Origin of the sequence: Neobacillus niacini (assembly GCF_030817695.1) — a bacterium.
Taxonomy (GTDB): Bacteria; Bacillota; Bacilli; order Bacillales; family Cytobacillaceae; genus Neobacillus; species Neobacillus niacini_F.
The window spans coordinates 657,414-679,452 of sequence record NZ_JAUSZQ010000002.1 but is presented as its reverse complement, the minus strand read 5'-3'; the positions used below and the strand labels follow the sequence as shown (position 1 = coordinate 679,452).

General features: G+C 41.0%; 24 protein-coding genes and 1 pseudogene. 10 read left to right on the top strand and 15 right to left on the bottom strand.

Annotated elements, in window-relative coordinates:
- Window positions 1-182: 182 nt before the first annotated feature.
- Window positions 183-365: pseudogene (locus tag QFZ28_RS03655) on the top strand (DinB family protein); the annotation flags it as partial.
- 55 nt (window positions 366-420) lie between these two features.
- Here QFZ28_RS03655 and QFZ28_RS03650 read toward each other — a convergent pair.
- On the bottom strand, window positions 421-705 hold the full coding sequence (locus QFZ28_RS03650; protein ID WP_307193387.1) for a GNAT family N-acetyltransferase: 285 nt from the start codon (window positions 703-705) through the stop codon (window positions 421-423).
- Between the two features lie 250 nt (window positions 706-955).
- Here QFZ28_RS03650 and QFZ28_RS03645 point away from each other — a divergent pair, with 250 nt between their 5' ends.
- The 3 genes from QFZ28_RS03645 (at window position 956) to QFZ28_RS03635 (ending at window position 3,282) form a co-directional block, all read left to right on the top strand.
- On the top strand, window positions 956-1,945 hold the full coding sequence (locus QFZ28_RS03645) for a DUF3231 family protein (protein ID WP_307193386.1): 990 nt from the start codon (window positions 956-958) through the stop codon (window positions 1,943-1,945).
- 187 nt (window positions 1,946-2,132) lie between these two features.
- Window positions 2,133-2,753, top strand: a complete 621-nt coding sequence (locus tag QFZ28_RS03640) for an NAD(P)-dependent oxidoreductase (protein WP_307193385.1) — start codon at window positions 2,133-2,135, stop codon at window positions 2,751-2,753.
- A 67-nt stretch (window positions 2,754-2,820) separates the two neighbouring features.
- Window positions 2,821-3,282: a hypothetical protein gene (locus QFZ28_RS03635; protein WP_307193384.1), complete on the top strand. Its 462-nt coding sequence runs from the start codon at window positions 2,821-2,823 to the stop codon at window positions 3,280-3,282.
- Between the two features lie 147 nt (window positions 3,283-3,429).
- Here the strand turns inward: QFZ28_RS03635 and QFZ28_RS03630 are convergent, their stop codons facing one another.
- Window positions 3,430-5,478: a YhgE/Pip family protein gene (locus QFZ28_RS03630; protein ID WP_307193383.1), complete on the bottom strand. Its 2,049-nt coding sequence runs from the start codon at window positions 5,476-5,478 to the stop codon at window positions 3,430-3,432.
- A 209-nt stretch (window positions 5,479-5,687) separates the two neighbouring features.
- Window positions 5,688-6,254, bottom strand: a complete 567-nt coding sequence (locus QFZ28_RS03625; protein WP_373428108.1) for a TetR/AcrR family transcriptional regulator — start codon at window positions 6,252-6,254, stop codon at window positions 5,688-5,690.
- 202 nt (window positions 6,255-6,456) lie between these two features.
- On the opposite strand from QFZ28_RS03625, the gene QFZ28_RS03620 reads away from it, so the two are divergent.
- Window positions 6,457-6,594, top strand: a complete 138-nt coding sequence (locus QFZ28_RS03620) for a hypothetical protein (protein WP_307193382.1) — start codon at window positions 6,457-6,459, stop codon at window positions 6,592-6,594.
- A gap of 245 nt (window positions 6,595-6,839) precedes the next feature.
- On the opposite strand, the gene QFZ28_RS03615 is transcribed toward QFZ28_RS03620, so the two are convergent.
- Complete coding sequence (locus tag QFZ28_RS03615) at window positions 6,840-7,388, bottom strand: hypothetical protein (RefSeq protein WP_307193381.1); 549 nt, start codon at window positions 7,386-7,388, stop codon at window positions 6,840-6,842.
- Window positions 7,389-7,584: 196 nt separating this feature from the next.
- Here QFZ28_RS03615 and QFZ28_RS03610 point away from each other — a divergent pair, with 196 nt between their 5' ends.
- The 3 genes from QFZ28_RS03610 (at window position 7,585) to QFZ28_RS03600 (ending at window position 12,767) form a co-directional block, all read left to right on the top strand.
- A complete protein-coding gene (locus QFZ28_RS03610) occupies window positions 7,585-7,728 on the top strand; it encodes a hypothetical protein (RefSeq protein ID WP_307193380.1) in 144 nt (47 codons plus the stop codon).
- A 224-nt stretch (window positions 7,729-7,952) separates the two neighbouring features.
- Window positions 7,953-9,584: an SWIM zinc finger family protein gene (locus tag QFZ28_RS03605; protein ID WP_307193379.1), complete on the top strand. Its 1,632-nt coding sequence runs from the start codon at window positions 7,953-7,955 to the stop codon at window positions 9,582-9,584.
- A gap of 291 nt (window positions 9,585-9,875) precedes the next feature.
- Window positions 9,876-12,767 (top strand): DEAD/DEAH box helicase, encoded by a 2,892-nt coding sequence (locus QFZ28_RS03600; protein ID WP_307193378.1) that lies wholly within the window; start codon window positions 9,876-9,878, stop codon window positions 12,765-12,767.
- Between the two features lie 144 nt (window positions 12,768-12,911).
- Here QFZ28_RS03600 and QFZ28_RS03595 read toward each other — a convergent pair whose 3' ends face one another.
- From QFZ28_RS03595 to ssb, 4 genes are all read right to left on the bottom strand, one after another.
- Complete coding sequence (locus QFZ28_RS03595) at window positions 12,912-13,988, bottom strand: 3D domain-containing protein (RefSeq protein ID WP_307193377.1); 1,077 nt, start codon at window positions 13,986-13,988, stop codon at window positions 12,912-12,914.
- A gap of 439 nt (window positions 13,989-14,427) precedes the next feature.
- Window positions 14,428-14,814 carry a hypothetical protein gene (locus QFZ28_RS03590; RefSeq protein ID WP_307193376.1) on the bottom strand — a complete coding sequence of 129 codons (387 nt, stop codon included), beginning with the start codon at window positions 14,812-14,814 and terminating at the stop codon, window positions 14,428-14,430.
- Window positions 14,815-15,293: 479 nt separating this feature from the next.
- Complete coding sequence (locus tag QFZ28_RS03585) at window positions 15,294-15,569, bottom strand: hypothetical protein (RefSeq protein ID WP_307193375.1); 276 nt, start codon at window positions 15,567-15,569, stop codon at window positions 15,294-15,296.
- Window positions 15,566-15,955 (bottom strand): single-stranded DNA-binding protein, encoded by a 390-nt coding sequence (ssb, locus tag QFZ28_RS03580; RefSeq protein ID WP_307193374.1) that lies wholly within the window; start codon window positions 15,953-15,955, stop codon window positions 15,566-15,568. The genes QFZ28_RS03585 and ssb overlap by 4 nt, the downstream gene beginning before the upstream one ends.
- 254 nt (window positions 15,956-16,209) lie before the next feature.
- Here ssb and QFZ28_RS03575 point away from each other — a divergent pair, with 254 nt between their 5' ends.
- Window positions 16,210-16,641, top strand: a complete 432-nt coding sequence (locus QFZ28_RS03575) for a YwpF family protein (protein WP_307193373.1) — start codon at window positions 16,210-16,212, stop codon at window positions 16,639-16,641.
- A gap of 38 nt (window positions 16,642-16,679) precedes the next feature.
- On the opposite strand, the gene QFZ28_RS03570 is transcribed toward QFZ28_RS03575, so the two are convergent.
- From QFZ28_RS03570 to spoIIID, 5 genes are all read right to left on the bottom strand, one after another.
- Window positions 16,680-17,033 (bottom strand): hypothetical protein, encoded by a 354-nt coding sequence (locus QFZ28_RS03570; protein ID WP_307193372.1) that lies wholly within the window; start codon window positions 17,031-17,033, stop codon window positions 16,680-16,682.
- A gap of 111 nt (window positions 17,034-17,144) precedes the next feature.
- A complete protein-coding gene (fabZ, locus tag QFZ28_RS03565) occupies window positions 17,145-17,570 on the bottom strand; it encodes a 3-hydroxyacyl-ACP dehydratase FabZ (RefSeq protein WP_063254781.1) in 426 nt (141 codons plus the stop codon).
- An 84-nt stretch (window positions 17,571-17,654) separates the two neighbouring features.
- Window positions 17,655-17,972 (bottom strand): DNA-directed RNA polymerase subunit beta, encoded by a 318-nt coding sequence (locus tag QFZ28_RS03560; RefSeq protein ID WP_307193371.1) that lies wholly within the window; start codon window positions 17,970-17,972, stop codon window positions 17,655-17,657.
- Window positions 17,973-18,369: 397 nt separating this feature from the next.
- The gene (locus tag QFZ28_RS03555; RefSeq protein WP_307193370.1) at window positions 18,370-19,371 is read right to left on the bottom strand and encodes a rod shape-determining protein; all 1,002 of its coding nucleotides are present in this window, start codon (window positions 19,369-19,371) and stop codon (window positions 18,370-18,372) included.
- A 255-nt stretch (window positions 19,372-19,626) separates the two neighbouring features.
- Window positions 19,627-19,899 (bottom strand): sporulation transcriptional regulator SpoIIID, encoded by a 273-nt coding sequence (gene spoIIID, locus QFZ28_RS03550; protein WP_007086083.1) that lies wholly within the window; start codon window positions 19,897-19,899, stop codon window positions 19,627-19,629.
- Between the two features lie 550 nt (window positions 19,900-20,449).
- Here spoIIID and QFZ28_RS03545 point away from each other — a divergent pair.
- Complete coding sequence (locus tag QFZ28_RS03545; protein ID WP_307193369.1) at window positions 20,450-20,755, top strand: MGMT family protein; 306 nt, start codon at window positions 20,450-20,452, stop codon at window positions 20,753-20,755.
- A gap of 15 nt (window positions 20,756-20,770) precedes the next feature.
- Here the strand turns inward: QFZ28_RS03545 and QFZ28_RS03540 are convergent, their stop codons facing one another.
- Together QFZ28_RS03540 and QFZ28_RS03535 are read right to left on the bottom strand one after the other, a co-directional pair.
- Window positions 20,771-21,217, bottom strand: a complete 447-nt coding sequence (locus tag QFZ28_RS03540; RefSeq protein WP_307193368.1) for a hypothetical protein — start codon at window positions 21,215-21,217, stop codon at window positions 20,771-20,773.
- Window positions 21,218-21,233: 16 nt separating this feature from the next.
- Window positions 21,234-21,998, bottom strand: coding sequence for a hypothetical protein (locus QFZ28_RS03535; protein ID WP_307193367.1), 765 nt, complete (start codon window positions 21,996-21,998; stop codon window positions 21,234-21,236).
- Window positions 21,999-22,039 lie beyond the last annotated feature (41 nt).

Sequence of the window (22,039 nt, the reverse complement as noted above, 5' to 3'; positions counted from 1 at the left end):
ACCGATTGAATAAACTATATAAGACGCGAGGAAGCACCTGGTGTCACATGGACTGACTTTTTCAAGTCAGCTTTTTTTGTTTAGGCATTTTAAGTGCCGAATCTAGTACGACCTCAAAATTATAGCAGGATTTTCCACTTTTATAACGAATAAAATGCTAGTGAAAAAAAGGAGGTATACATATGAATCGTCGTCATGAGGTTTTGTTTAACCAATTAGAAAGCTATCGAAGCTATATTTTAGGGGTCCTAGAAAATGTAACAGAAGATAAGGCTGCAGTGATTCCAAAGGGATTCAATAATAATATCCGCTGGAACCTTGGGCATATTTATCTTGATCAATACTTATGGATTCAGGCTGTGACGATATAAAATCCTTCATTTCCAGTTGTTGAGATTAAGTGAACACACGAAATATTACTTAGTTAGCAAGTAAATACTCCATTATTTTTTTGGCTATTCCTTGTTTTTGAAACTCTGGATATACTAAAACGTCGTATATGGCAGCATTAAAAACTCCATCAGTCATAGCTCTTCCAAATCCAACAACTCTACTATTTACAGTAACAAAAGCAAAGACATTACTTGCTTCGAATACATGTTTAATAATCTCATTTGAATGCTTTGTCCACCCAACAGAAACATATATATCTTTCATTTCATCAAGATTTACCTTAGTAAAATCACTATGTATCTCTAAATCCATAAGACCCCCTCCTTTATCCATCCTATGTGTATTCTACATTCATCTTGCTTGCTCCTTTTTAAATTAACCTGCTGTTAGTACAAACAAAAAAGAACGCGGCAGCGAACTCATATTTTTCTTAATCATGGTAAAAGCTAGAAGAAACCGAGGTGAAAAAATAGGAAAAATACATAGTTTCTCTGACTCAACGTTAAACTGGATTACCAATACCATAAAATAATCTCTGAATAATAAATTGGAGGCATTTCTTTTGGATATTTTCAGGAAAACAAAAACCAACACTTTAACCGCTGCCGAAGTATCTGCTCTTTGGCTACAATATACAGGTGATAGTATGGCAATCTGTGTTTACAAATATTTTCTTAACATTGTTGAAAACAAAGAGATAAAACCCATTATGGAAATCGCATTACAGCTAGCTGAGAGCCATGTTACAAAAATCACTGAATTCTTAAAAAGTGCTAATTTCCAAATCCCATTAGGATTTACAGAAAATGACGTGAATGTTAATGCTCCTCGTCTTTTTTCTGATCAATTTTTACTTTTTTATTCCTATATTATGACCATACATGGTTTAACCGCATATAGCTTAGCGATTACAAACTCTGAGCGACAGGACATTCAAAATTATTTTTTTGAATGTATGGCTTCTACAAAGGACTTGTTTCAAAGAATCGTGGAATTGGCTAAAGACCAGCCAAAATTTAAAAGTGTTCCCTCCATTCCTTCTCCTCATGGGGTGAAGTTTATGGAAACACCAGGATTCATTTCTAATTTAATTGGAGACAAAAGACCATTAAATAGTTCGGAAATCAGCACTCTATTTTTTAATTCAACGAAAACTGGATTTATCAGTTCGTTAAGTTTAGCTTTTAGTCAGGTAGCAGTACGTGAAGACGTTCGTAATTTTTTGTTAAAAAATGTAAAATTAGCAAGGAAAGATGCTGAAAGCTTCGATGCCATCTTACAGGAGGAACATTTACCAATCCCTGAGAAATGGGATGCCGAGATTACCGATTCTACTGTAAGCCCATTTTCTGACAAATTGATCATGTTTCATGCAGGTTTTTTAGTCAATGCAGCCCTTACTTACTATGGTGCATCATTAGGTTCCAGCTTCAGATCGGATATACTCGTAAACTATACTAAAGTATTTACGCACGCTATGGAGGCTGGTGCTTTTTCTTACAATATTATGGTAAAACATGGATGGTTAGAAAAACAACCAGATTCTGAATAATCGAATGGTCTCTGGTCCAAGGATGATCTAACAAAAGAGATGACAAATTATGCGTTGTACGATGGTACAACGCATTTACTATTTTCCTAATGATTCATTTTAATTTTTGTTTTACTTTTAAAACTTAAAAGACATTAAAATATCTTTTATAGTAAACTATTAGTATTTGCAAGGGAGGCTTAATTTTATGAATATTTTACTTTTAGGTGCTACTGGGCGAGTTGGAAGTCAAATCGTTACTTATGCTCTTCATGAAAAACATCATGTTACTGTATTAGTTCGCACTCCGGAGAAGGTTCAAATAAATAATGAAAATTTAACGATTATTCAAGGGAATGTTTTAAATAAATTTGATATCGTACGTGCCATGCATGGGATGGATGTCGTTATTAGTGCACTAAATACTGATGGCACAACCACTCTATCAGAAAGTATGCCACTTATTATCGAAGCAATGGAAAACGAAGGTATAAAACGAATCATAACGATAGGAACTGCAGGTATTCTGCAGAGTAGAACTACACCGAGTTCTCTGCGTTATCAATCAAGTGAATCAAAGCGTAAGTCAACCCGTGCAGCGAAAGAACATCATAAAGTTTACGATGTGCTCAAACAATCAACTCTCGAATGGACAATTGTCTGTCCTACGTACTTGCCGGATGGAAAAAGGGTGGGCAAATATCGAATCGACCGAGATTTTTTGCCGGAGGGTGGAGTTGAAATATCCGTACAAGATACAGCAGAATTTACTTTTAAACAAATAAAAGCAAGCGATTATATAAAATCACGTGTAGGTATCTGCTACTAATCCTATTCTTTTACTAGAAGAGGTTTAAAATCCGAATTCACACCCGTTTCCTTTAAGAAGATGTATAATGGAATACGAGATTAACGGATTTACGGAGGTAATGATGAAGTTTTTTGTAAAGTTAAATACGATTAGTGCTTTATACGCCTTAGCGTTGTTTATCGCCATTGAACTCATTATCAATGTTTCTCATATTAGTGAATTATATGGCTTTGAATGGGACCATGTTTACATTGTCATTGCTATTATTAATGTTATTGGACTTCTTCTTTCAACCCTTATCTTTTTTAGCTTAACAAAAAAATGGATGTTAGGCAGGAAACACCATTATTGGACACTTATTCTGTGGGTACCTTATTTTATTTTCTTATTCTACTTTTTCACCGTCTTCGTTCCTCTTAATACAGGAGTGACGCTATTTCCTAGATTTAGTTTATTAATTTTTGGGTCTTCCTTGCTGTTTCCGGTCTACATATTATTTATTAATGTCATTGCTTCACCTATAAGTACAGAGGGAACGCACTACTAATAAATTTTAAAAATAACGCGAAAAAGGAATCTGTGCAGGTAAGTGAATAATATTCGCAGGTTAAGATACCTTTTTGGCAGGTAACCCCACACCCTAATAAAAAACACCGAGTCCGCCTCCTACCGCGAACCCGGTGTTTCCACAATCTTATGCTGCTTGCTCCATCATATGAGCATTAGCCTTACTTCTTTTAAAACGAATCGTCAAGTAAGTGAATGTCACAACCATAAACCCAGCCATGTAGGCAAGCAGGATTAAGTTGTTATGCCACATATAGGCTAAGTTCCCGCTTGAAATCACTGCTTTAAACGCCTGAACGCTGTACGTCATTGGGAAGAACGCGTTAAATGGCTGCAGTGCCTCTGGAATTAACGCAAGTGGGAAGGTGCCCGCGCTTGTGGTTAATTGCATGATCAAGATGAGAATGGCGATGAAACGGCCCACATCCGCAAGCGTCGTAACAAGCATTTGGATTAATGTTACAAACACCATGCTGGTGATAATCGTTGTCACAATAAACAACGGCAGACTCTGTACCTCGATGCCTAAACCCACTAGTAACACAAAATCCACCAATAGTGCTTGAACAACACCGATTATCGTGATGACTCCTAATTTACCGAGGAACCATTCTCTTGCAGACGCCGGTTGAACGGCAGGTTCTCTTAGTCCAAAAACAATAGAGATAATCAGTGCACCTACAAAGAGGCCAAGTGAGATAAAATATGGTGCGAATCCGGTACCGTAGTTTGGCACGTTGTTAATCTCATTTTTATCAACCTTTACTGGCTCGCCCATCATATCATAGGTGTCATCATCCGCTTGGACACTGTTTGCGGCTTCCGCACCCTGTGATAGCTTCTCGTTTAATTCGGAGGTGCCATTCTGAAGTTTCTCTGTGCCTGCTTGTAATTCTGTAGAACCTTCTGCAAGCTTACCGGTACCTTCAGTTATTTTATCCGCACCAGCAGTTAGTTCTCCCATCCCAGCTGTTAGTTGGTTGGCGCCCGCATTAAGTGCAGTGGACCCCGTATAAAGCTGGTGGATTCCTTGTTGTAATTTCACCTGGTTAGCATTGATTTCACCGATTCCTCCAATTAATTGGTCAAAGACTGGATCAGTTTGCTTTTTCAATTGTGACTCTAAACCAGCAGTCGCTCCCTGCAATTGTCCATTTACCTGTGACTTAAATTCCGTGAAACCCTGATGTAATCCAGGTGTGATTGCTTGAGCAACCTGCTGTTGGACTTCTGCCTTAGTTGGCGCAGTTTGCTGAGCCATGACTTCAGATACTGTTTCAGCTGGAATGCCCTTGGCCATTAGCGCACCAGCAAGCTCCTGCATTTTTGCCGTTTGCTGCGCAATCATTTGGTCCGCAATCTGTGCAGACAAGCGCGCATTCAACTGCTTTTCAAACTGATCAATACCCTCATTCAATTCTTCCGTACTTCCAGCTAACTGTGAGGTAATCCCAGCTGCAATTCCCGCCGGCAGCTCTTTTTTAATCTGCTCTGCTCCCGCTTGTGCTTTTTCGGTGCCTGTCACCAAAAGTGACAGCTTGTCATCCGCTTCTTGTAATCCTTGCTGGATGGCGGCTGTTCCTTTGGCGACTTCGGTTGTACCAGCTGCGGCGCTGTTGATGCCTTTTTCGAATTCAATTGATTTGCTTGCTAGGGTTTGAAGATTTTCTTTGATTTGTCCGGCACCTTCGTTTAGTTTTGCCGAACCGTCATTGAGCTGGCCGGCTCCCTCACTTGCTTGCGCTAACCCGTCGCCCATTTCGGTTATTTTTTCAAAAATGCTTTCGGAATACGTGGCGACGATTTGTTTTGAAATCTCGGCTTTAATTTCCTTCATCGCAGTTTCCCCAATTTGCGCGGATAGGAAGTTTGCTCCTTCATTCGGAACATATTTAATTTGGAGCTTTTGTGGTTGATCCTCAAGCAGTGTTGTGGCATTTTTTGAAAAATCACGTGGAATTTCCACTAGAATATAATACTTTTGATCCTCCAAGCCTTGGTAGCCCTGCTCTTTGTCCACTATGTCAAAATCAAACGTATTGCTTTTCTTCAGATTATTGACCAGGTCGTCGCCAATCTCAAGCCTCTGTCCGGCCAGTTCCGCGCCCTCATCCTGATTGACAATCGCCACAGGCAGGTCGCCTAAATATTTATACGGATCCCAAAACGCCCACAAAAACATCCCGGCATATAGAACCGGAATAAAGAGAGGATGGCGATGATGGGAACTAATACTTTGCGATTGGTAAAGATCGATTTTAATTCTGCTTTAAGTCCTTTCATGTTTGTTACCTCCGTCTGACTGTTTTATTCAATTAGTCACTTTTGTTTATAAAATACTGACCGCTTTGTTCAAATGGTCACTCTTCTGCCAAAATAAAAGGCTCATGCTAACAAGCCTTTTAGTAAGTAGAGTTCAAAAAGCTTAGCGATCTCTTCTTTTTTTAAAGGTGGATGGTTCCTTTGCCAGTCAACCACCAAGGAAAAGTACATCTTCAGCATTACAAAGGCTGTCACCTCTGGATCGCAGGCTTTGATTTCACCCTTATCGATTGCTTTTTGAATAATCGCCATCATGTATTGGATGATCGATTGCTCCACCCGCTGCATCGCTTCAACGACCGTTTGTGTGCCCATATCTCGTTCTTCTTGAATCAATTTTATCGTCAATTGGTGCGATTCCCGAAACTCATGAATCCTGGCTAACACATTGTTCACATTATCAAGAATCGTGGCTGATTCGTCTAGAGTACTCTCCACTTCGAACCTGATATCAGCGATAAGCGAATTGATAATATCATCAAATAACTCCTCTTTTGTCTTAAAAAAGGTGTAGATTGTTCCCTTCCCCACATTGGCTAACTTCGCAACCTGATCCATCGTCGTCGCCTTGTACCCATACAAGGAAAAGGACTTCGCTGCCGCCTCAAGAATCAACTTCTTCCGATCAATCACTGCCAATCCACTCACCTCCAAAAACTGACTAAAATACTATTTTGGTCATTTATACAAAAAGTACTATATCATATTGATTTTAGAATGGCAACATAATGAAAATTTCCGCGGATTTTGTCAAACGGTTTTATGGAACCAAATACCGTTTGCTAACGTCTTATTGAGTAGAGATAAAAGGAATAACTGGGGGATCACTTCGATGAAAAGGCTTTTAATTGCGTTGTTTATTGCGCTTGTTTTGTTTTGTGCTACAGGGGAGTTGGATCGGTTCGCAGAGGATGTGAAAACACAGCAACCTGATGTTTCCCAAGAGATCGATTCAGTCGAAAGGTTATAGAAAAAGGTTGCCAGTCCTGCACTGCAGGGCTGGTTTTTGGTGTATCGCCGTGGCAAGTTTTCTCATTTTGACATACCTTGTAAGTGGACAAGAAATTGAAGGTGGTGGGAAATCGCCGGATTATTGTCAGCGACTCGAACGTGTGATAACTTGGCTGGCACATCAGACCGAGCGGCAACAACGTGAATTCAACGAGCTGAAGCATAATGCTGCTGTTATGAACAGGGCACACGATTGAAGAATAACTAGTTTGTTACTTCCGATTTGCTGATATTTTTATGAAAGATTGTTTTTTCAATAAAATGTCCAAGCCAGGCACCTAACAACCCAAAAAGCAGACCGCTGAACACAGGCATGTTAAAAATGCTTAGAACCATAAACTGATTTAAAAATGGTAAATTATGCCAAAACAACCCAGCATCCATTCCAACAACCAGTCCTATAAAAAAACCTGTCAGATGGGTTCTTTTTTTCAACACGTTCTCTAAAAATCTATCATTGTAGGCTTTTGCTGAGTTAAACGCTTGCCAGATGGAAAAAGCATAGAGTGACGGGTAAAACATTCCCCACCTGTAATTAAGGACGCTGTGAGCCTGCGCGAAATCGCCAGTGAAAGAGTAAACGAGTGCTAGATTTAAATTTGAATTTAGATTTATCAGAAATTCAAAACCGATTAAAACCAAACCGATTACGTAGTCCTTATTATAAAATTGTCCAAAACCGGGTAACATCATTGACCATACCGCTGCTGCATATGGGGATTTGTACTCACGCCTCTGTCTCATCCTGCTCATCCTCCCTACCCATAGATTATCTTTTCAACCTGTGTTTTTGGGGGTTTTCCAGAAAAATTCACAGAATATGGTATATAAGTTATGTCAAGATAATAACTGAACAGGTCGTTGGAACTAAATTTATTTTTTATGTATAAGAGAATGATAGATTGGTAAAAATGTTGATAGAAAGTAATCTTAAGGGGGAACGAAACCAATGGAAGAATCTAAATTGCTATTATCACAATTTGCTAGTGAAGAAGGCTTTGAGCTTAGTAAATATATAAATCACTTGTTCGAATATGTCTCAACACAACTGGGACAGAATCCACCTTCGACCACAGAAGCGGAAAACACTTAAGCCCAGGCGCTGCAAATGCCTGGACCTTTTTTATTTGTGGGAGGACGAAACTTGGTAATTGCACGGATGGCAGGTGCTTTTCTTTTAAATGGAAACAAAAATATGCGACGATTTTTTTCATAAAAAAGCCTGTATTACATAGAATCCTCTTTTCCCTCCTCTAATGGTCAATTATTGGGTATAATATAGGAATATGGATTTTTCTAAAAAAGGGGGTCGTGGCTTTGGAGGCAACGACTGCTAATGAACGGATTGAACTTTTGGCAGAAGAGATTAAAGATTTGCTGCATCCGCATGCGGTCGATGATGTTACGCTCGTTCAAAAGGGCTTAATGCTGTACCGGCAAGGGATGGTCAAGCAATTACAAATATGGAATGCCCAAATTACCGCGATGGTACAGGACGTGACGCCCTGCCATGTGAAACTGAATTTTTCACATTTGTCGTTAAGTAGTTGTACCTGCCCTCATGAGGGACTGTGCCGCCATCAAATGGCTGTGTTTTTTGCTGCTTATTCTAGAGTCGGCAGTGTCGCCGAGTGGGTGGCGGAATGGCGCGAACCGATGAAGGAGAAGAGTGACGTTGCGAGCTGGGGGCTTCAAAAGGCAAAGGATTTGATTAAGGCTAATGGTGTGATGAAGCCTGATTACGACCGCTGGGTTGAATCATTCGAAGTCAGCTTCGACACAATTCTTAATTCGAAAAAATATTCAAGCCCTTTTATTATTGCGGAGCTCTTCAATATTTACGAACGGCGGATTAAAGCGAGTGCTCCAGTGGAACAGGAATGGCGTCTGCTCTATGAAATGGTCGGGATTGTCGTTTCCTTTAAGAAGCTTGCGGTCTTAACCGTGCAATCTGGGTTTGCTGAGGATGTGGTCAGACGTGCCTACCTCTCTGTGTTTCATAACTTAATTGAGGACGCCGATGAGGTTGTTTTGAAAATTGGTGTTCAATCGCTCCCGTTTGACTTTGATCAATTTATTTTAAAGTTAAAGGACGAAGTGTTTGAGCTGTTGACTGTGTGTTCGGACCTTGAACAGGAGCGTATCTACCTTTACCGTCTCCTTTGGACCAATCTTTTTAAAAAGAAAGAATGGCGTGAGCAAGAAATTATCCTGATTAATGACCGGCTGAAGTCTTTGGAGGATTGGGAAAATCCTAACCCGCTGATGGTTGCTGGGATTCATATCAGCTTTTTGCAGCAAAAGGATGAGCTGGCGCTTGACTTGATTACTAAAATCGATGATAAGGTGATTACACCCTATATGCTTCATTGGGTTGACCTATTGTCACAGTCAAAAGCATGGAAACGAGTTGGACCGCTACTTGAGCTGTTTATCTCGAAACTTAAAGGCTATTTAGATTTTCTGCGAACGTACCATTCCTGTGCGTCGTTTACCCGGGCGTCGCTTAAGGCGATCACTCCTTTCGTTACGGAGAATGGGAAGGTTGAATTATATGAGCGCGCGTTGCTATCGACTCTGCCATACAGTTATACGGAATACGAATTTATGCTATTTGAACGGAAGCAGTACGACAAATGGGGCGATCTCCAGGCGTTTATGGGCTGGAATTTTTATGACCTGCCAAAGGAACGCGTTAAGATAATTGAAAAAGAAAAACCAGAAGTCCTGCTCGGCATGCTGCACCAATCCGCGCTGAACGAAATCAATCAAAAAAACCGTTCCAGCTACAAAGCAGCCGTCCGCCATTTAAAAAAACTGCGTACCCTATACAAAAAAACCAAACGCGTCGACGACTGGCAATACTTCCTCGACACCCTAATGGAAAAAACCAAAAGACTCCGCGCCTTCCACGAAGAATGCCGACGGAGCAAACTCATAGAGGAATAGAGTGGTTGGTAGTTGGTGCCTGTCACCGCTCGTGGACACTGTCCACCTCAGGCGGACAGTAACCCCAAAAATTCCATTAGTTTTTTAGTAGTTGGACCTAGGATTTGTTTTGGACTATTTTCCGGGGGTTTTGGACTTTTTTTTGAGGGTTATGGACCTTTTTAGAGTAGTTATGGACTATTTTAGAGTAGTTTTGGATGTTTTTTAAGGGGTTTTGGACTTTTAGACAATAAATGGAAATTAAGATCCTTATTTTCTCCACCCCACCCTAGTAAAAGGAGTAACATTACGATGCTGAAAACTAGATTTGTTAAGCTTCTGACAATTAAATTAGCTGATGGCCGTTATCTTTTGGCTGCTGAGGATGAGCACGGGTACGGTTTACCCCCTTCTGAGTGGAAAAATGTGTTGTTCAGCCGCCATGATGAGAGCTATTTTGGCACACTTCTGGAGAACGAGTCAGTTGATGGCATCGAGGGTGTTGTGGTGACTGGCTGGCACCTTGTTTCTCTTTTTGCGAAGGAGTCGTTCAACCGGTTTATTGACTGGGACTGGAGTGAGCAATCCGAAATTTGCCTCGCCGCTGCTCACACTCTTCATGAAGGGATACTCGAGAAAGATTGGCTCCCGGACTTCTCGGTTTGGGAGAATGGCGACTTCCGCTGGCAGCTCCCCGTTCGTGTCATGGATGAGTTTGATCCTTCTTTTTGGGACCAGGAAGTTGATCCACGAGTTTCTGGAACCGTACAGGAATTTATCTCCGATTTATACAACGATGCCCTAGACGCATATTTAACCCGAAATGCTTCAATGAAAGAGTTGTTTGGACCAAAGCTTGCTTTATTGAGAAAACAAGGTATATCCGGTGCGGAACTGGCAAGCTATTTTGATGAGGAAACCTGGCTTGAATGGGTTGGAATCAAGGAGAGTGACACCCCTTTCACGATTGGATTGAGGTTAGAGGAACCTCTGGATGGAGAAGGTCCTTGGAACCTGGATGTCTTTTTGCGTGGTAAAAAAAATGTCGATGATGTTTATGGCTTGGATGCAAAGATTCCTGCGCGATGGAAACCATTTTTGGAAAGAGTCGACCGTGAGCAAGGGCGCTGGGCAAGGTTAATACCGTGGCTAAGTGAGGACGGTAACACATTGAAATCAGGACTAACAGAGGAAGAAGCTTGGATGTTCTTGACCGAGGCCAGTGAAACCCTTGTGGCGCTGGATGTTGAGATCCTCCTCCCTGCCTGGTGGCAAGCAATGAAGAATGCCAATTTAAAGGTGAAGGCGTCCTTAAAAGGTTCCTCCAGCCACCGTCCGTCATTTGTCGGCCTGCAGGCTATGCTTGATTTCAACTGGCGTTTTTCCATGAATGGTGTCGACCTGTCCGAAGAAGAATTCGGCCAGCTTGTCGAAGAAAAACGTCGACTCGTGTTTATTCGCGGGCGTTGGGTGAAGCTCGATCCAGGCTTTATTCGACAAATTCAGGACCTGATGAAGCGTGCTGAGAAAGAAGGCCTGCATGTAAGGGATTTGCTTGAGCAGGAACTGGTTGAGACAGCTCCGACTGAAGATGAACTTGAAAATCCAAAAGCATTCGCGAAGATTCAAATTGAATTAAATAGCCAATGGAAAAAAATGATAAAGCAGCTATCTGAAGCGCATGAGATACCATTGGAAGAAGTTCCTGCAGGGCTTCAGGGTGAACTCCGCCCTTACCAGCAGCTGGGAATGAGCTGGCTCTGGTTCCTGCGTCAATATGGCTTTGGTGCCGTCCTTGCCGATGACATGGGGCTTGGGAAAACAGTACAATTAATTGCGTACCTTTTGAAGGTAAAAGAAGAAATCGGGGCTATTCCTGAAATGGTGACAGGCACCGAGGACGGAAGTGATTCTAAAGATAGTATGAAAAAGAAGCCAGTTAAGGCCGCTTTGATTATCTGCCCGACTTCGGTTCTAGGTAACTGGCAAAAGGAACTTGAACGCTTTGCTCCTGAGATGAATGTGTATTTGCATTACGGTTCAAACCGCTTGAAGGAAGACGCTTTTAAGGAAAAGATCAAAGATGCCGATGTGGTTCTGACTTCGTATGGATTAAGTCATATGGACTCTGAGGAGTTCGAGTCCATCCTGTGGAGTTCGATTTCCATTGATGAGGCTCAGAATATTAAAAACGCTGGGACGAAGCAGTCGCGGGCGGTGCGGAGGCTCCGCGGGGGACATCACATCGCCTTGACGGGTACTCCGATGGAAAACCGTTTATCCGAGTTGTGGTCGATTTTTGATTTTACCAATCATGGCTATCTCGGCAGCTTGGGGCAATTTCAAAAGAAATTTGTCATTCCGATTGAAAAGGATGAGAAAAAGGAAAAGGTCAATGAGCTGCAATCCTTTATTCGTCCATTCCTAATGAGGAGGACGAAAAAGGATGAAGAAGTGGCACTCAATCTTCCTGACAAACAAGAACAAAAAGAATACTGTCCGCTTACAACCGAGCAGGCTTCGTTGTATGAGCAGCTGGTCCGTGATACCTTTGCTGAAATCGAAAAACTGTCAGGCTTTGAGCGTAAGGGGTTAATCCTGCAAATGCTCAGCAGGCTAAAGCAGCTTTGTAATCACCCTGCTCTCTACCTAAAAGAAAAATCAGCTGACAGGCTGCTTCTAGATCGTTCAAATAAATTGGAGAAGCTTGTCGACCTTGTTGACGCTGTATTAGACTCTGGCGAAAGCTGTCTCATATTCACGCAATACATCGAAATGGGTGAAATGATTCGTTCGACAATTAAGAAGAAATTTGGAGTTGAAGTGCCGTTCCTAAATGGAAGCGTGCCAAAGATGCAGCGGGACGATATGATTGAGCGGTTCCAAAATCAGGAGTTTCCAGTGTTCTTGCTTTCCTTGAAGGCAGGTGGAACCGGGCTGAACCTGACTGCGGCCAATCATGTTATCCATTATGATCGATGGTGGAATCCGGCAGTTGAAAATCAAGCAACAGACAGAGCGTACCGGATCGGTCAATCCCGCTTCGTTCACGTCCACAAACTGATTTGTACCGGCACACTAGAAGAAAAAATCGACGCCATGCTTGAGAAAAAACAGCACCTAAACGACCAAATCATCCAAAGCGAAAACTGGATCACCGAACTCTCCACAGACGAACTCAAAGACTTGGTGTATTTAGGATAATCGGGAATTTTTGGTTAATTATACAGTGATGTATATTTGGTGCCTGTCACCACCTGCGGTGGTGACAGGCACTGCAGCTTCAACATATAAAAAAAGAGATCTAACATCAGATTTGTTCCGATGTCAGATCTCTTTTTTCATTGCTTAGTTTAAGATGGAGATTTTGACGGTTTTTCTGCCCCATGCGATGGCATGTGCATTGTCTGGCATAACTACGTCAATTTTATGGCCTTTGATTGCGCCGCCGGTATCTCCAGCAATCGCTACGCCATATCCTTCTACCCATACTTTAGATCCCAATGGGATAACAGATGGATCAACCGCAATTAATTTAATATTTGGGTTTTCTTTAATATTATGGCCCATGTACGTAATATTTCCTGCAGATTGCCAGCTGTAAGCGGTTGCAGTGACATACATTTCTCTGCCCGCTGTACCCGTTGGTGCCGGAGCTGGAGCTGCTGCTGGTGCAGGAGCATTAGCCGCTGCGATGGCTCTCGCTGCTTCTTGTTCTTGACGAACCTTCTCTTGCGCTGCTTGCAGCTGTGCCTGAATTCCTGCCATTTCTTGATTCACTTCACTATATCTTTGTTGCATTACCGTTAAGGATTCTTGTCTCTTTTGTAAATTTAAATCAAGTTCAGCCTGTTGTTTGGCAAGATTTTCTTGTTCCACAGCCAGCTGTGCTTCTTTCTCAGCAATTACTCTTACATTTTCTTCAATTTGCATAAGATCGTTTTCTTGATCCTTGATAATATCATTATCTGCATTAAACAGAGTGGTTACTGCGCTTGCACGTTGAATAAGATCTGCCACACTTTTCGATTCTAGAATGACATTGATGGCAACATTTAGTTTTTCATCCTCTTGTAAAGCCACTAACCTGCTCTTCATCACGTCTTTACGGTTATGGATTTTATCCTCAAGGGCAACAATTTCTTCTTTTTTCTGTTCAATCAATTGGCGTGTTTCGTCAATTCTCTTCTGAGTTTCTGCTAAGGCTTCTCTATTTTGTGTAATATACGTTTGTAATTCTTCCATCTCTTTATTAAGCTTTTCAATTTCTTGATTAATAGAGTTCTTTTCATTCGCCTTTTGTTCAAGCTCTTGCTCCACATTATGTAGCGCTTCCTTACTTGATTCTGCATGTACCACAACAGTACCTGACACCAATATTACGCATGTTAGAAACATGAAAATCATACGCCTTACAAGTTGCATACGTTTTCCCCCTTCTCTATTAATCTATTTATACCATGACAATGTACCAGTTATATTACAAAAATATTAAAACTCTATCACAAATTGTCATATAACAGTGGAAAACAATATGAATAGATGAAAAATAGCGGTGCCTGTCACCACTCGTGGACATTTTGCCAATTTTGTCCGTGTGGAGTGGACAGTTTGTTTCAAAATGTAATTTTTACGCCATGGTATGGTGAGATTATGAGGATTTTCTAAGTGTAAGAGTGGAAAATCAAAATTTTATTGTCTAAATTGTGAAACGAATGGTGAATGTTGGGTCAATAATCCACTTGGTCACAATAAAAAAGGGTCCCGGATTACACCAAAACCCTTTTTTCGTGTTAAGTTGTCATCCGTTTGTAACAATAGTTTCAAATTTTTTAACAAGACCAACTATAACAGATAGAAGAACTTAGACTTCTACTTCCTTTTGAACAGACAAAACCCTTGGGTTTCCTTTTTTTCGCAGTCCGATTTCTTTTCTACGTGAGCGCATAATGAAAGCAACTTTGTTGTCTTCCATAACTGCGAAGTTAGTGAAGATATCGTAAGCGTCTTCCTCGGAAAGCGGCTTCTCTCCTTCGATCAGCTGCAAGGATTGGTAGTGACAGTTGAATTGAGAGTTAGTCTCACGGATGTGGATGGTAACTCTTGATTGGTGAAGAGGGATAGAATGATAAGATAGGTGTGAAGCTGGGTTTTTTGAGAGTAGCAAGGCATCGTAGAATTCTGGTTTTCCTTTGATATACATTTCCATCTGACTAGGTCGTTCCCCAATAAATATTAATGATTTTGGCATATTTTTAAATAACCTCCAATGAGACAAATATTTACATCAATATTTATTATTCGACAATAGTTTTCATTTTCCTTTTTTTACAAAGCCTGATTTGAAAAAGAATTTACTAGATATTTATCTTTATCTCATGCCGCCCAAAAGGCGAGCGTTTTTTTGTCGATTTATTAACCTATCAGATTAAAGCTAGTAAAAAACATAAAAATATCTAAAAAAGTAGGCCGCTGATCGATGATCAGCGGCCTTGAAAAATAAAACACAGGGGGTTTTGTACTAGTTTGCCCGACAGAAGAAAAATTATACACTTTAAATGAACAAAAAAAACTCCGGCGCTGCTTGGCCGGAAAATGGGGATTTTTTTGAATGGTATTGGTTTTTTCTTTTAACAAAGGAACCACTAATTACGGGGGAAATTTTTAAAATAGGAACCATTTTAGTTTTACCAAAATAATCCGAGTTACGACGTCAGCAGACGAAGTTTTTCAAAAATGTGAGATATGGTCGTGAATTTCGGATGGTGTATGTGTGTGGTGATGTGTGGGGTAGGTTCTGATTGGGCTCCCATCTCTTTCCTTTAGCTGCCCTTTCATAATCCATTCTAGCTGGCTGATTCTCATCTGGAGACTGTCCATGTTTTCATTCATCTGGTTGATCTTTTTTTGAAGGTTGTCATTATTTTTATTGGCTCGGCCCACCATTTTTATCAAACTTTCAAGCAGCTGCTCTAAACTTGTGGCGACATCATCATGATTTGTCAAAATGGCAGCTCCTCCTTCGTAACTGTAACCGTAACGGTTGGCGGCGGTTCAGCCTGGGCGTAGTTTGGTTTTGCGCCCAAGAAACGGATTGATTCGGCCACTACTTCTGTTACATAGACACGCTTACCTTCTTTGTTATCATAATGCCGGGTTTGCAGCCTGCCGGTAACTCCTACAACAGAACCCTTTCGACAGTATTGGACCGTATTCTCAGCAGGTTTTTTCCAAATTGTGCACTGGACAAAGTCTGCTTCAATTTCTCCATGCTGGTTTCGGAATTGGCGGCTAACCGCCAAGGTCACAGTCGTAACAGGAAGCCCATCACTTGTTTTTCTCAATTCTGGATCTCGCGTCAGTCTTCCTACAAGCGTGACTTGATTGATCATACCCTTATCTCCTCTCCTTTTGATGGCTTAATCATAGACCTTTGCTTTCCTGGTGTAAAATGATGAAATATCAATTTTGATAGCATTTTTTTCTCCAAAATCGAAATTTCAATGTTTTAAAAAACGATTTTGGAGGCACTATTTCTCACCAAAATGTGAATTTGCAAAATCCGACAAATATTTTTCGACATTTGTTTCCTGAACTAATGTGTTATAATTTAGAAAATATAATCGAGTAAGAGGTGGTATTGCCGATGAAAACCTTTAAGTTAGTCGCTTTAGAAGTGGTGGAGGATGGAAATTCCGTTGAAATCCCATTAGAAGATGGATTAATTATCAATAAAGAAAGCGAACGCGCTAGCTGGCTCCTTGAAGCTTATACAGATTTATCCCTTTATGACTACTTCCAAAAAATCCACGAACAAAGCCGCGAGGTAATCGTACAAGCGGTGATTACTAAGCGCGAAAACGATCCCGCCTATTTTCAAACCAAAATTGCTTCATTAAACAAATTTCAGAACCACATAAGTGTCCTGTTTGAAGGCCGATTACGCCGTAACAGAAGTGATTACTCTGAACTCCTGCTCGACAGCCTGCTAGAAAAGGGCCTCGGCGGTCAGGCTTTACTCGAGGAATTTAGGGACAAAATGAAGAGAAAACCAAAACTAAAAATGAAACACGATTAGTAAAAGGGCAGGCTGCTTCAGCCTGCCCCTCCTAATGATTATTCGTCTTTATTGTCACGGTCGTTTGCATCGCGATTATCTTCGATCATTTCTTCGCCACGAGTATTTCTGTCTCTCATTGGGTCATTATCGTTACCCGTGTTAGTATCATTGTTTTGATAACGTGTGTTTGTGTTGTTTAACCCGTTATCATTATTACCATTGTTACCATTGTTGCCGTTGTTGCCGTTGTTGTTGTTACCATCTAAGTTGTTATCGTCGTCAAGTGGTGTATCTACTTCATCGTTGACTGGCGGAGCAGGATTTTGCTCATCATTATTATTATTACATCCCACTAACACTGACCCTGATAGAAACACACTTGCGAGTAATAAAAACAGCTTTTTCTTCAAACGTAAAAGCCCCTTTCCATGTGAAAAATATTGACCCTTTTATCGGTCTTCTGTTATTTTCCCCAAGTATGAAAGGACTATTACAAAAAAAATAATCGGAGAAATCCCCGACTATTTTCCTAATGCAAACGTAATTTCAGCTTCACATGCCACTTCTCCGTCCACAGTTGCCACTGCTTTTCCTTTTCCAATTGGCCCTCGTAAACGAATAATTTCTACCTCAAGTCGCAGCTGGTCACCAGGCTTTACTTGTCTTTTAAAACGACAGCCGTCAATTCCAGCAAAAAATGCCAATTTACCGCGGTTTTCTTCTTTTTTCAAAACGGCAACCGCTCCAACCTGCGCAAGTGCCTCGACAATAAGCACACCTGGCATGACAGGATAGTCAGGAAAATGGCCATTGAAAAATTCTTCATTTGCCGTTACATTTTTGATTCCGACAGCCTTTACGCCTTCTTCAACTTCTAAAATTTTATCGACAAGCAAAAATGGATAACGATGGGGAATAATTTCTTTAATTTGCTGTACATCTAACATTTTAGTACCTCCTCATAGGAACAGATATATATATTTTACTATTAAGAGCATACAAAAAGGAAGGGCTTGTAGACCCTTCCACGTTTATTTTTTTTCAACTAAATCAATAATATGTGTCCAGGTTGAAGCTTTTAACACATCTCCCGGATTCCCATCACCGAGCACACCATAGCCAACCGCGGCACCCGCTGCCATAAAAACCCCAGTAAAAATGACCAAAAGAAGTATTCTAAGCCAAATTGGAATCAGACGGATCCGAATCCGCTTATCTGCAACTTCTGCTTTTTGGGCTTTTTGAGCAACTGTAGAAGACTTTTTCGTGGCAGGGCCATTCTGCTCCTCGCCTTTTGTCTTTTTATACTCTTCCCTCGTCTTCACTTGGTTTAGATGATTTACTGACATCTCTTTATTCCCCTTTTACCGAAATCCATCTATAGTATTGGACATTTAGTTTGTCCATTCTTCTGCTACATTTTTCGTTTTACTTAATATTATACTCTATTTTTTTAAAAAATTAGGGAATATGCAGTAAAATTTCGCAGAAAAAGTATTACCATGGCAAAAAGTGGCGAAAATTCTTGGGTACACGCTAACCTGGGGTTTACGTGCCTTTATATAGGTTTACGTGCCGATTCTGTGATTTACGTGCCTAATTCCGTTTTTACGTGCAGATTTCACATTTTTCGTGCCCCAGATCCCAATTTTACGTGCTAACACGCAAGAGTACTATCCCAAAAATAAAAAAGCCCAATGATTGTGAGGTCATTAGACTATTATATTGGTAAGATGTCCTACCTTATTAGCCAAACTTTCGCTTTTGAATGCGGTCTATGTTGTCTAACATAATTCCTGTTCCGATTGCCACGCAGTCCATTGGATTTTCGGCCACTAGGACTGGCACTTTAAGCTCGTCTGCAAGTAATGCGTCGATTCCGTGCAGAAGGGCTCCCCCGCCTGTTAAGATAACGCCGCGGTCGATGATGTCAGCAGAAAGTTCTGGCGGTGTGCGCTCAAGAACGCTTTTTGCAGCCTGAACGATAACCGACACAGACTCGCGTAATGCACCTTCGATTTCTTCTGAACGAACCGTAATCGTACGCGGTAAGCCGCTGACCATGTCACGTCCGCGAATTTCCATTTCTTCCGAGCGTGATCCTGGAAATACGGTACCAATGTTGATTTTAATATTCTCAGCTGTGCGTTCACCGATCAATAGCTTGTACTCACGCTTGATGTGATTGAGGATTTCCATGTCGAACTTGTCGCCGGCCATTTTAATCGAGGAAGAAGTAACGATATCGCCCATTGAAAGGACCGCAACGTCTGTTGTTCCACCGCCGATGTCGACAACCATATTACCGCTAGGCTGAAAAATATCCATACCTGCGCCAATCGCTGCCACTTTCGGCTCCTCTTCCAAATAAATTTTCTTGCCGCCGCTCTTTTCCGCCGCTTCTCTGATTGCTTTTTGCTCAACGCTTGTGATATTTGTCGGACAGCAAATCAGAATACGCGGTTTTGATAAAAAGCCCTTTACGTTCAACTTATTAATAAAATGTTTTAACATTGCTTCTGTTACGTCAAAGTCTGCGATTACTCCATCTTTTAACGGGCGGATCGCGACGATGTTACCAGGTGTACGTCCGACCATACGGCGAGCTTCCTCACCAACAGCCAGGACACGATTCGTATTTTTATCTATTGCTACAACAGATGGCTCATTCAATACAATTCCACGGCCTTTTACGTGGATTAACACGTTAGCCGTTCCCAAATCAATCCCAATATCCCTAGCAAACATTCTCTTTTCTTTCCTCCTTGAAACGGTCATACTTTCCTAATTGTTAATTGTATCATATTCCTTAAAATTTCCAACCTGTTAACCCAAAAAACGTAGAAATTTGTCGGAAAAATTTTATTGCAAGAGAATGCCTGCCACTTTAGCCATTAAAAATGGCCCTTTCCCGACTTTCTTAGAATGCTCCAAGAAGTCTATGAAAATGGCCATTTTAAAACAATTTTTCTTGTCATACAGAGGTACCTTCTGAAAATTGGCCTATTTAACGGCCTCACCTTCTTTTTCTTCCTTCTGGTACTTCATTTTTGTCGCCTCTCCACCCCGGAGATGTCTGATTGATTTATGATAATCTAATATTTCTTTTACTTCATTTGCCAGCTCAGGATTTATTTCAGGAAGTCTCTCTGTCAAATCTTTATGGACAGTACTTTTGGACACGCCAAACTCCTTCGCAATAACACGAACCGTTTTTCTCGTCTCCACGATATACTTTCCAATCTTGATAGTTCTCTCTTTGATGTAATCGTGCACACCACTCGCCCTCCCTAAATTGGATGTGAGAAGTGCGAAATGAGACCCGCTTATCACTAAGACGAAATACTGAATCCGCATGACTGTCCACCTCATTGGTGGAAGTGTCCACCCCTGGTGGAAAGTGTCCACGAGCGGTGACTGTCACCATTTATGCAACTATGCGGCATTACGATGAATAATCATGTCCCCAACTAATTCTACAAAAGCCTCAAACGACTCTTCACCTCAAACACTCTCTTTTGTAAAGGTTTGTAACCATTTTATTAGCTTGGATACGAGAATATGCACGAATTATCCAATCAGGACAAGGTATCATGTAAATTTTTTGAAAAATCGGACACTTTTATTGGAAAATAAATCCCCCGTACCTATTTTCGACAGCGCTGCAAAAACGCTGTAACGTGCATGATAATAGGATTAACAGAGGAAATATAAAGCGACTGCCATTATTTCCTGAGAAATTTGTCGTGACCGAATGTCGAATGAAAATTTAACTGAAAATAATTTTATTTTATAATAGGACTAGCAAACAGAAAGGAAATGACCGATGCAGCCTTTTACAGAAAGAGTTATTGAGATAATAAAAGCGATCCCCGAAGGCAAGGTCATGACCTATGGACAAATTGCCAGAGAGGCTGGGAGCCCTCGTGCAGCACGTCAGGTTGTACGGGCCTTGCATTCGATGAGCAGGAAGCATCGCCTTCCCTGGCACCGCGTCGTTAATGCCAAGGGACAAATTGCCCTCCAAGACGATGAATCCTATCATGAGCAGCTTTTCTCACTCGAGAGTGAGGGAGTTCAAGTGGGACTGAACGGAACCATCGATCTTGGGAAATACCAATACCACCCATAAGCAATGGGTGGTATGTTAGATTTTTGTTAAACCAAGTGCAAGATGGTCCCATAATATTTTTTCAACCATTTCCCATTTGTTCTCCTCACACCGAACCATTAGGACAATTTCTGACGTGATATTTTTGCTTCCCCGTTTACTTTTTTTGAGCATGAGCATTTTTATTAAAAACCCCAAAAGTAGTCCAGAAACAGCTCCAATGATTCCCCAAAGAATCGGTCCCCATTCCAGTTCATATCCGTATATCGCTCCTAGCAGCATCAAACAGGTTCCTAGAATCGCAGGACCGTCAAATAAACTAAATCCATCAGAGTTATGAATCGTATCAAACAGATTTCTTGGTTCCTTCCGCTTATCAAGCGGGGCGGCTAAAATCAATTCCTTTGAGATTCCCTGCTGCTCCAGTGCGGTAATCGCTAGCTCAATATAAATGGAATTCTCAAATGTAGCAATAACAAACATCCACTCAACCCACTTCTTAAAAAGGAAATTTAAACTCTTTCTTTTGGTAATTTTCTCTTAAAAATTTTTTCATCTCTTTTTCAAATAGAATATTGTAATCAATCGCTCCTACGTAAGCGTCAAAATGGATAAAAAAATAGATGGAAGGTAAATACATGGCCCACTGCATGTGTAAAATTTGTTTAGCTACATCAAAATCTCCTATCATGGTAAGGTGAATGGCCTGTGGCAGATGCCCAAAATACAGGATTGCCACTGTGTAGGCAAAGATAAAAAATCCAACAATGACTTTATGAATATATAAATGCCCTAGGCCTGGAAACAACACCGACCACAGAACCGCGACCCACGGTTTTCGTTTATCTAAAAAGTTTATGTCCCATGCACCCATGGCAATCGGCCGCAATGGGGCGTCCTCTCGGTCGGCTAAAATGTATTGCTTATTCATGTCTACTGTCTGTCGATAACCATCCCAAATTCCAAACATATAGATGGCAACATAAACCATCAGCCATTGTTCGTCTATCACATCCATCGCTTTCGCAAAATCACCTGTTAACGTATAAAATATCCCAAGATTAATTTTTGCACTTTGATTAATAAAGGTTTCCCAAAGGATGAGGATAAATCCAGCTATGTAACGATGAAGCAATAAATGACCAAAGCCTGGGTAAGAAAATGAAAAAAATGCTACCACCCACGGGTTCCTTGGATAAAACACAGTAGTTGTAAATTGTGATAAGTGAGCCCTCTGTCTTCGGGCTTGAGGATATTCGCTCAATTTGGTTCTCCTGTCTTTTAAATATTATTTTGGCTTTTTCT

What these genes read in the sequence shown, in the direction of transcription:
- QFZ28_RS03650 (WP_307193387.1), bottom strand. Translation starts at nt 705, where the DNA reads ATGGATTTAGAGATACATAGTGATTTTACTAAGGTAAATCTTGATGAA.
- QFZ28_RS03620 (WP_307193382.1), top strand. Translation starts at nt 6,457, where the DNA reads ATGAAAAGGCTTTTAATTGCGTTGTTTATTGCGCTTGTTTTGTTTTGT.
- QFZ28_RS03540 (WP_307193368.1), bottom strand. Translation starts at nt 21,217, where the DNA reads ATGTTTGTTATTGCTACATTTGAGAATTCCATTTATATTGAGCTAGCG.
- QFZ28_RS03595 (WP_307193377.1), bottom strand. Translation starts at nt 13,988, where the DNA reads ATGCAACTTGTAAGGCGTATGATTTTCATGTTTCTAACATGCGTAATA.
- QFZ28_RS03545 (WP_307193369.1), top strand. Translation starts at nt 20,450, where the DNA reads ATGCAGCCTTTTACAGAAAGAGTTATTGAGATAATAAAAGCGATCCCC.
- QFZ28_RS03635 (WP_307193384.1), top strand. Translation starts at nt 2,821, where the DNA reads ATGGAATACGAGATTAACGGATTTACGGAGGTAATGATGAAGTTTTTT.
- QFZ28_RS03615 (WP_307193381.1), bottom strand. Translation starts at nt 7,388, where the DNA reads ATGAGCAGGATGAGACAGAGGCGTGAGTACAAATCCCCATATGCAGCA.
- fabZ (WP_063254781.1), bottom strand. Translation starts at nt 17,570, where the DNA reads ATGTTAGATGTACAGCAAATTAAAGAAATTATTCCCCATCGTTATCCA.
- QFZ28_RS03560 (WP_307193371.1), bottom strand. Translation starts at nt 17,972, where the DNA reads ATGTCAGTAAATCATCTAAACCAAGTGAAGACGAGGGAAGAGTATAAA.
- QFZ28_RS03590 (WP_307193376.1), bottom strand. Translation starts at nt 14,814, where the DNA reads ATGCCAAAATCATTAATATTTATTGGGGAACGACCTAGTCAGATGGAA.
- ssb (WP_307193374.1), bottom strand. Translation starts at nt 15,955, where the DNA reads ATGATCAATCAAGTCACGCTTGTAGGAAGACTGACGCGAGATCCAGAA.
- QFZ28_RS03600 (WP_307193378.1), top strand. Translation starts at nt 9,876, where the DNA reads ATGCTGAAAACTAGATTTGTTAAGCTTCTGACAATTAAATTAGCTGAT.
- QFZ28_RS03555 (WP_307193370.1), bottom strand. Translation starts at nt 19,371, where the DNA reads ATGTTTGCTAGGGATATTGGGATTGATTTGGGAACGGCTAACGTGTTA.
- QFZ28_RS03610 (WP_307193380.1), top strand. Translation starts at nt 7,585, where the DNA reads ATGGAAGAATCTAAATTGCTATTATCACAATTTGCTAGTGAAGAAGGC.
- QFZ28_RS03640 (WP_307193385.1), top strand. Translation starts at nt 2,133, where the DNA reads ATGAATATTTTACTTTTAGGTGCTACTGGGCGAGTTGGAAGTCAAATC.
- QFZ28_RS03575 (WP_307193373.1), top strand. Translation starts at nt 16,210, where the DNA reads ATGAAAACCTTTAAGTTAGTCGCTTTAGAAGTGGTGGAGGATGGAAAT.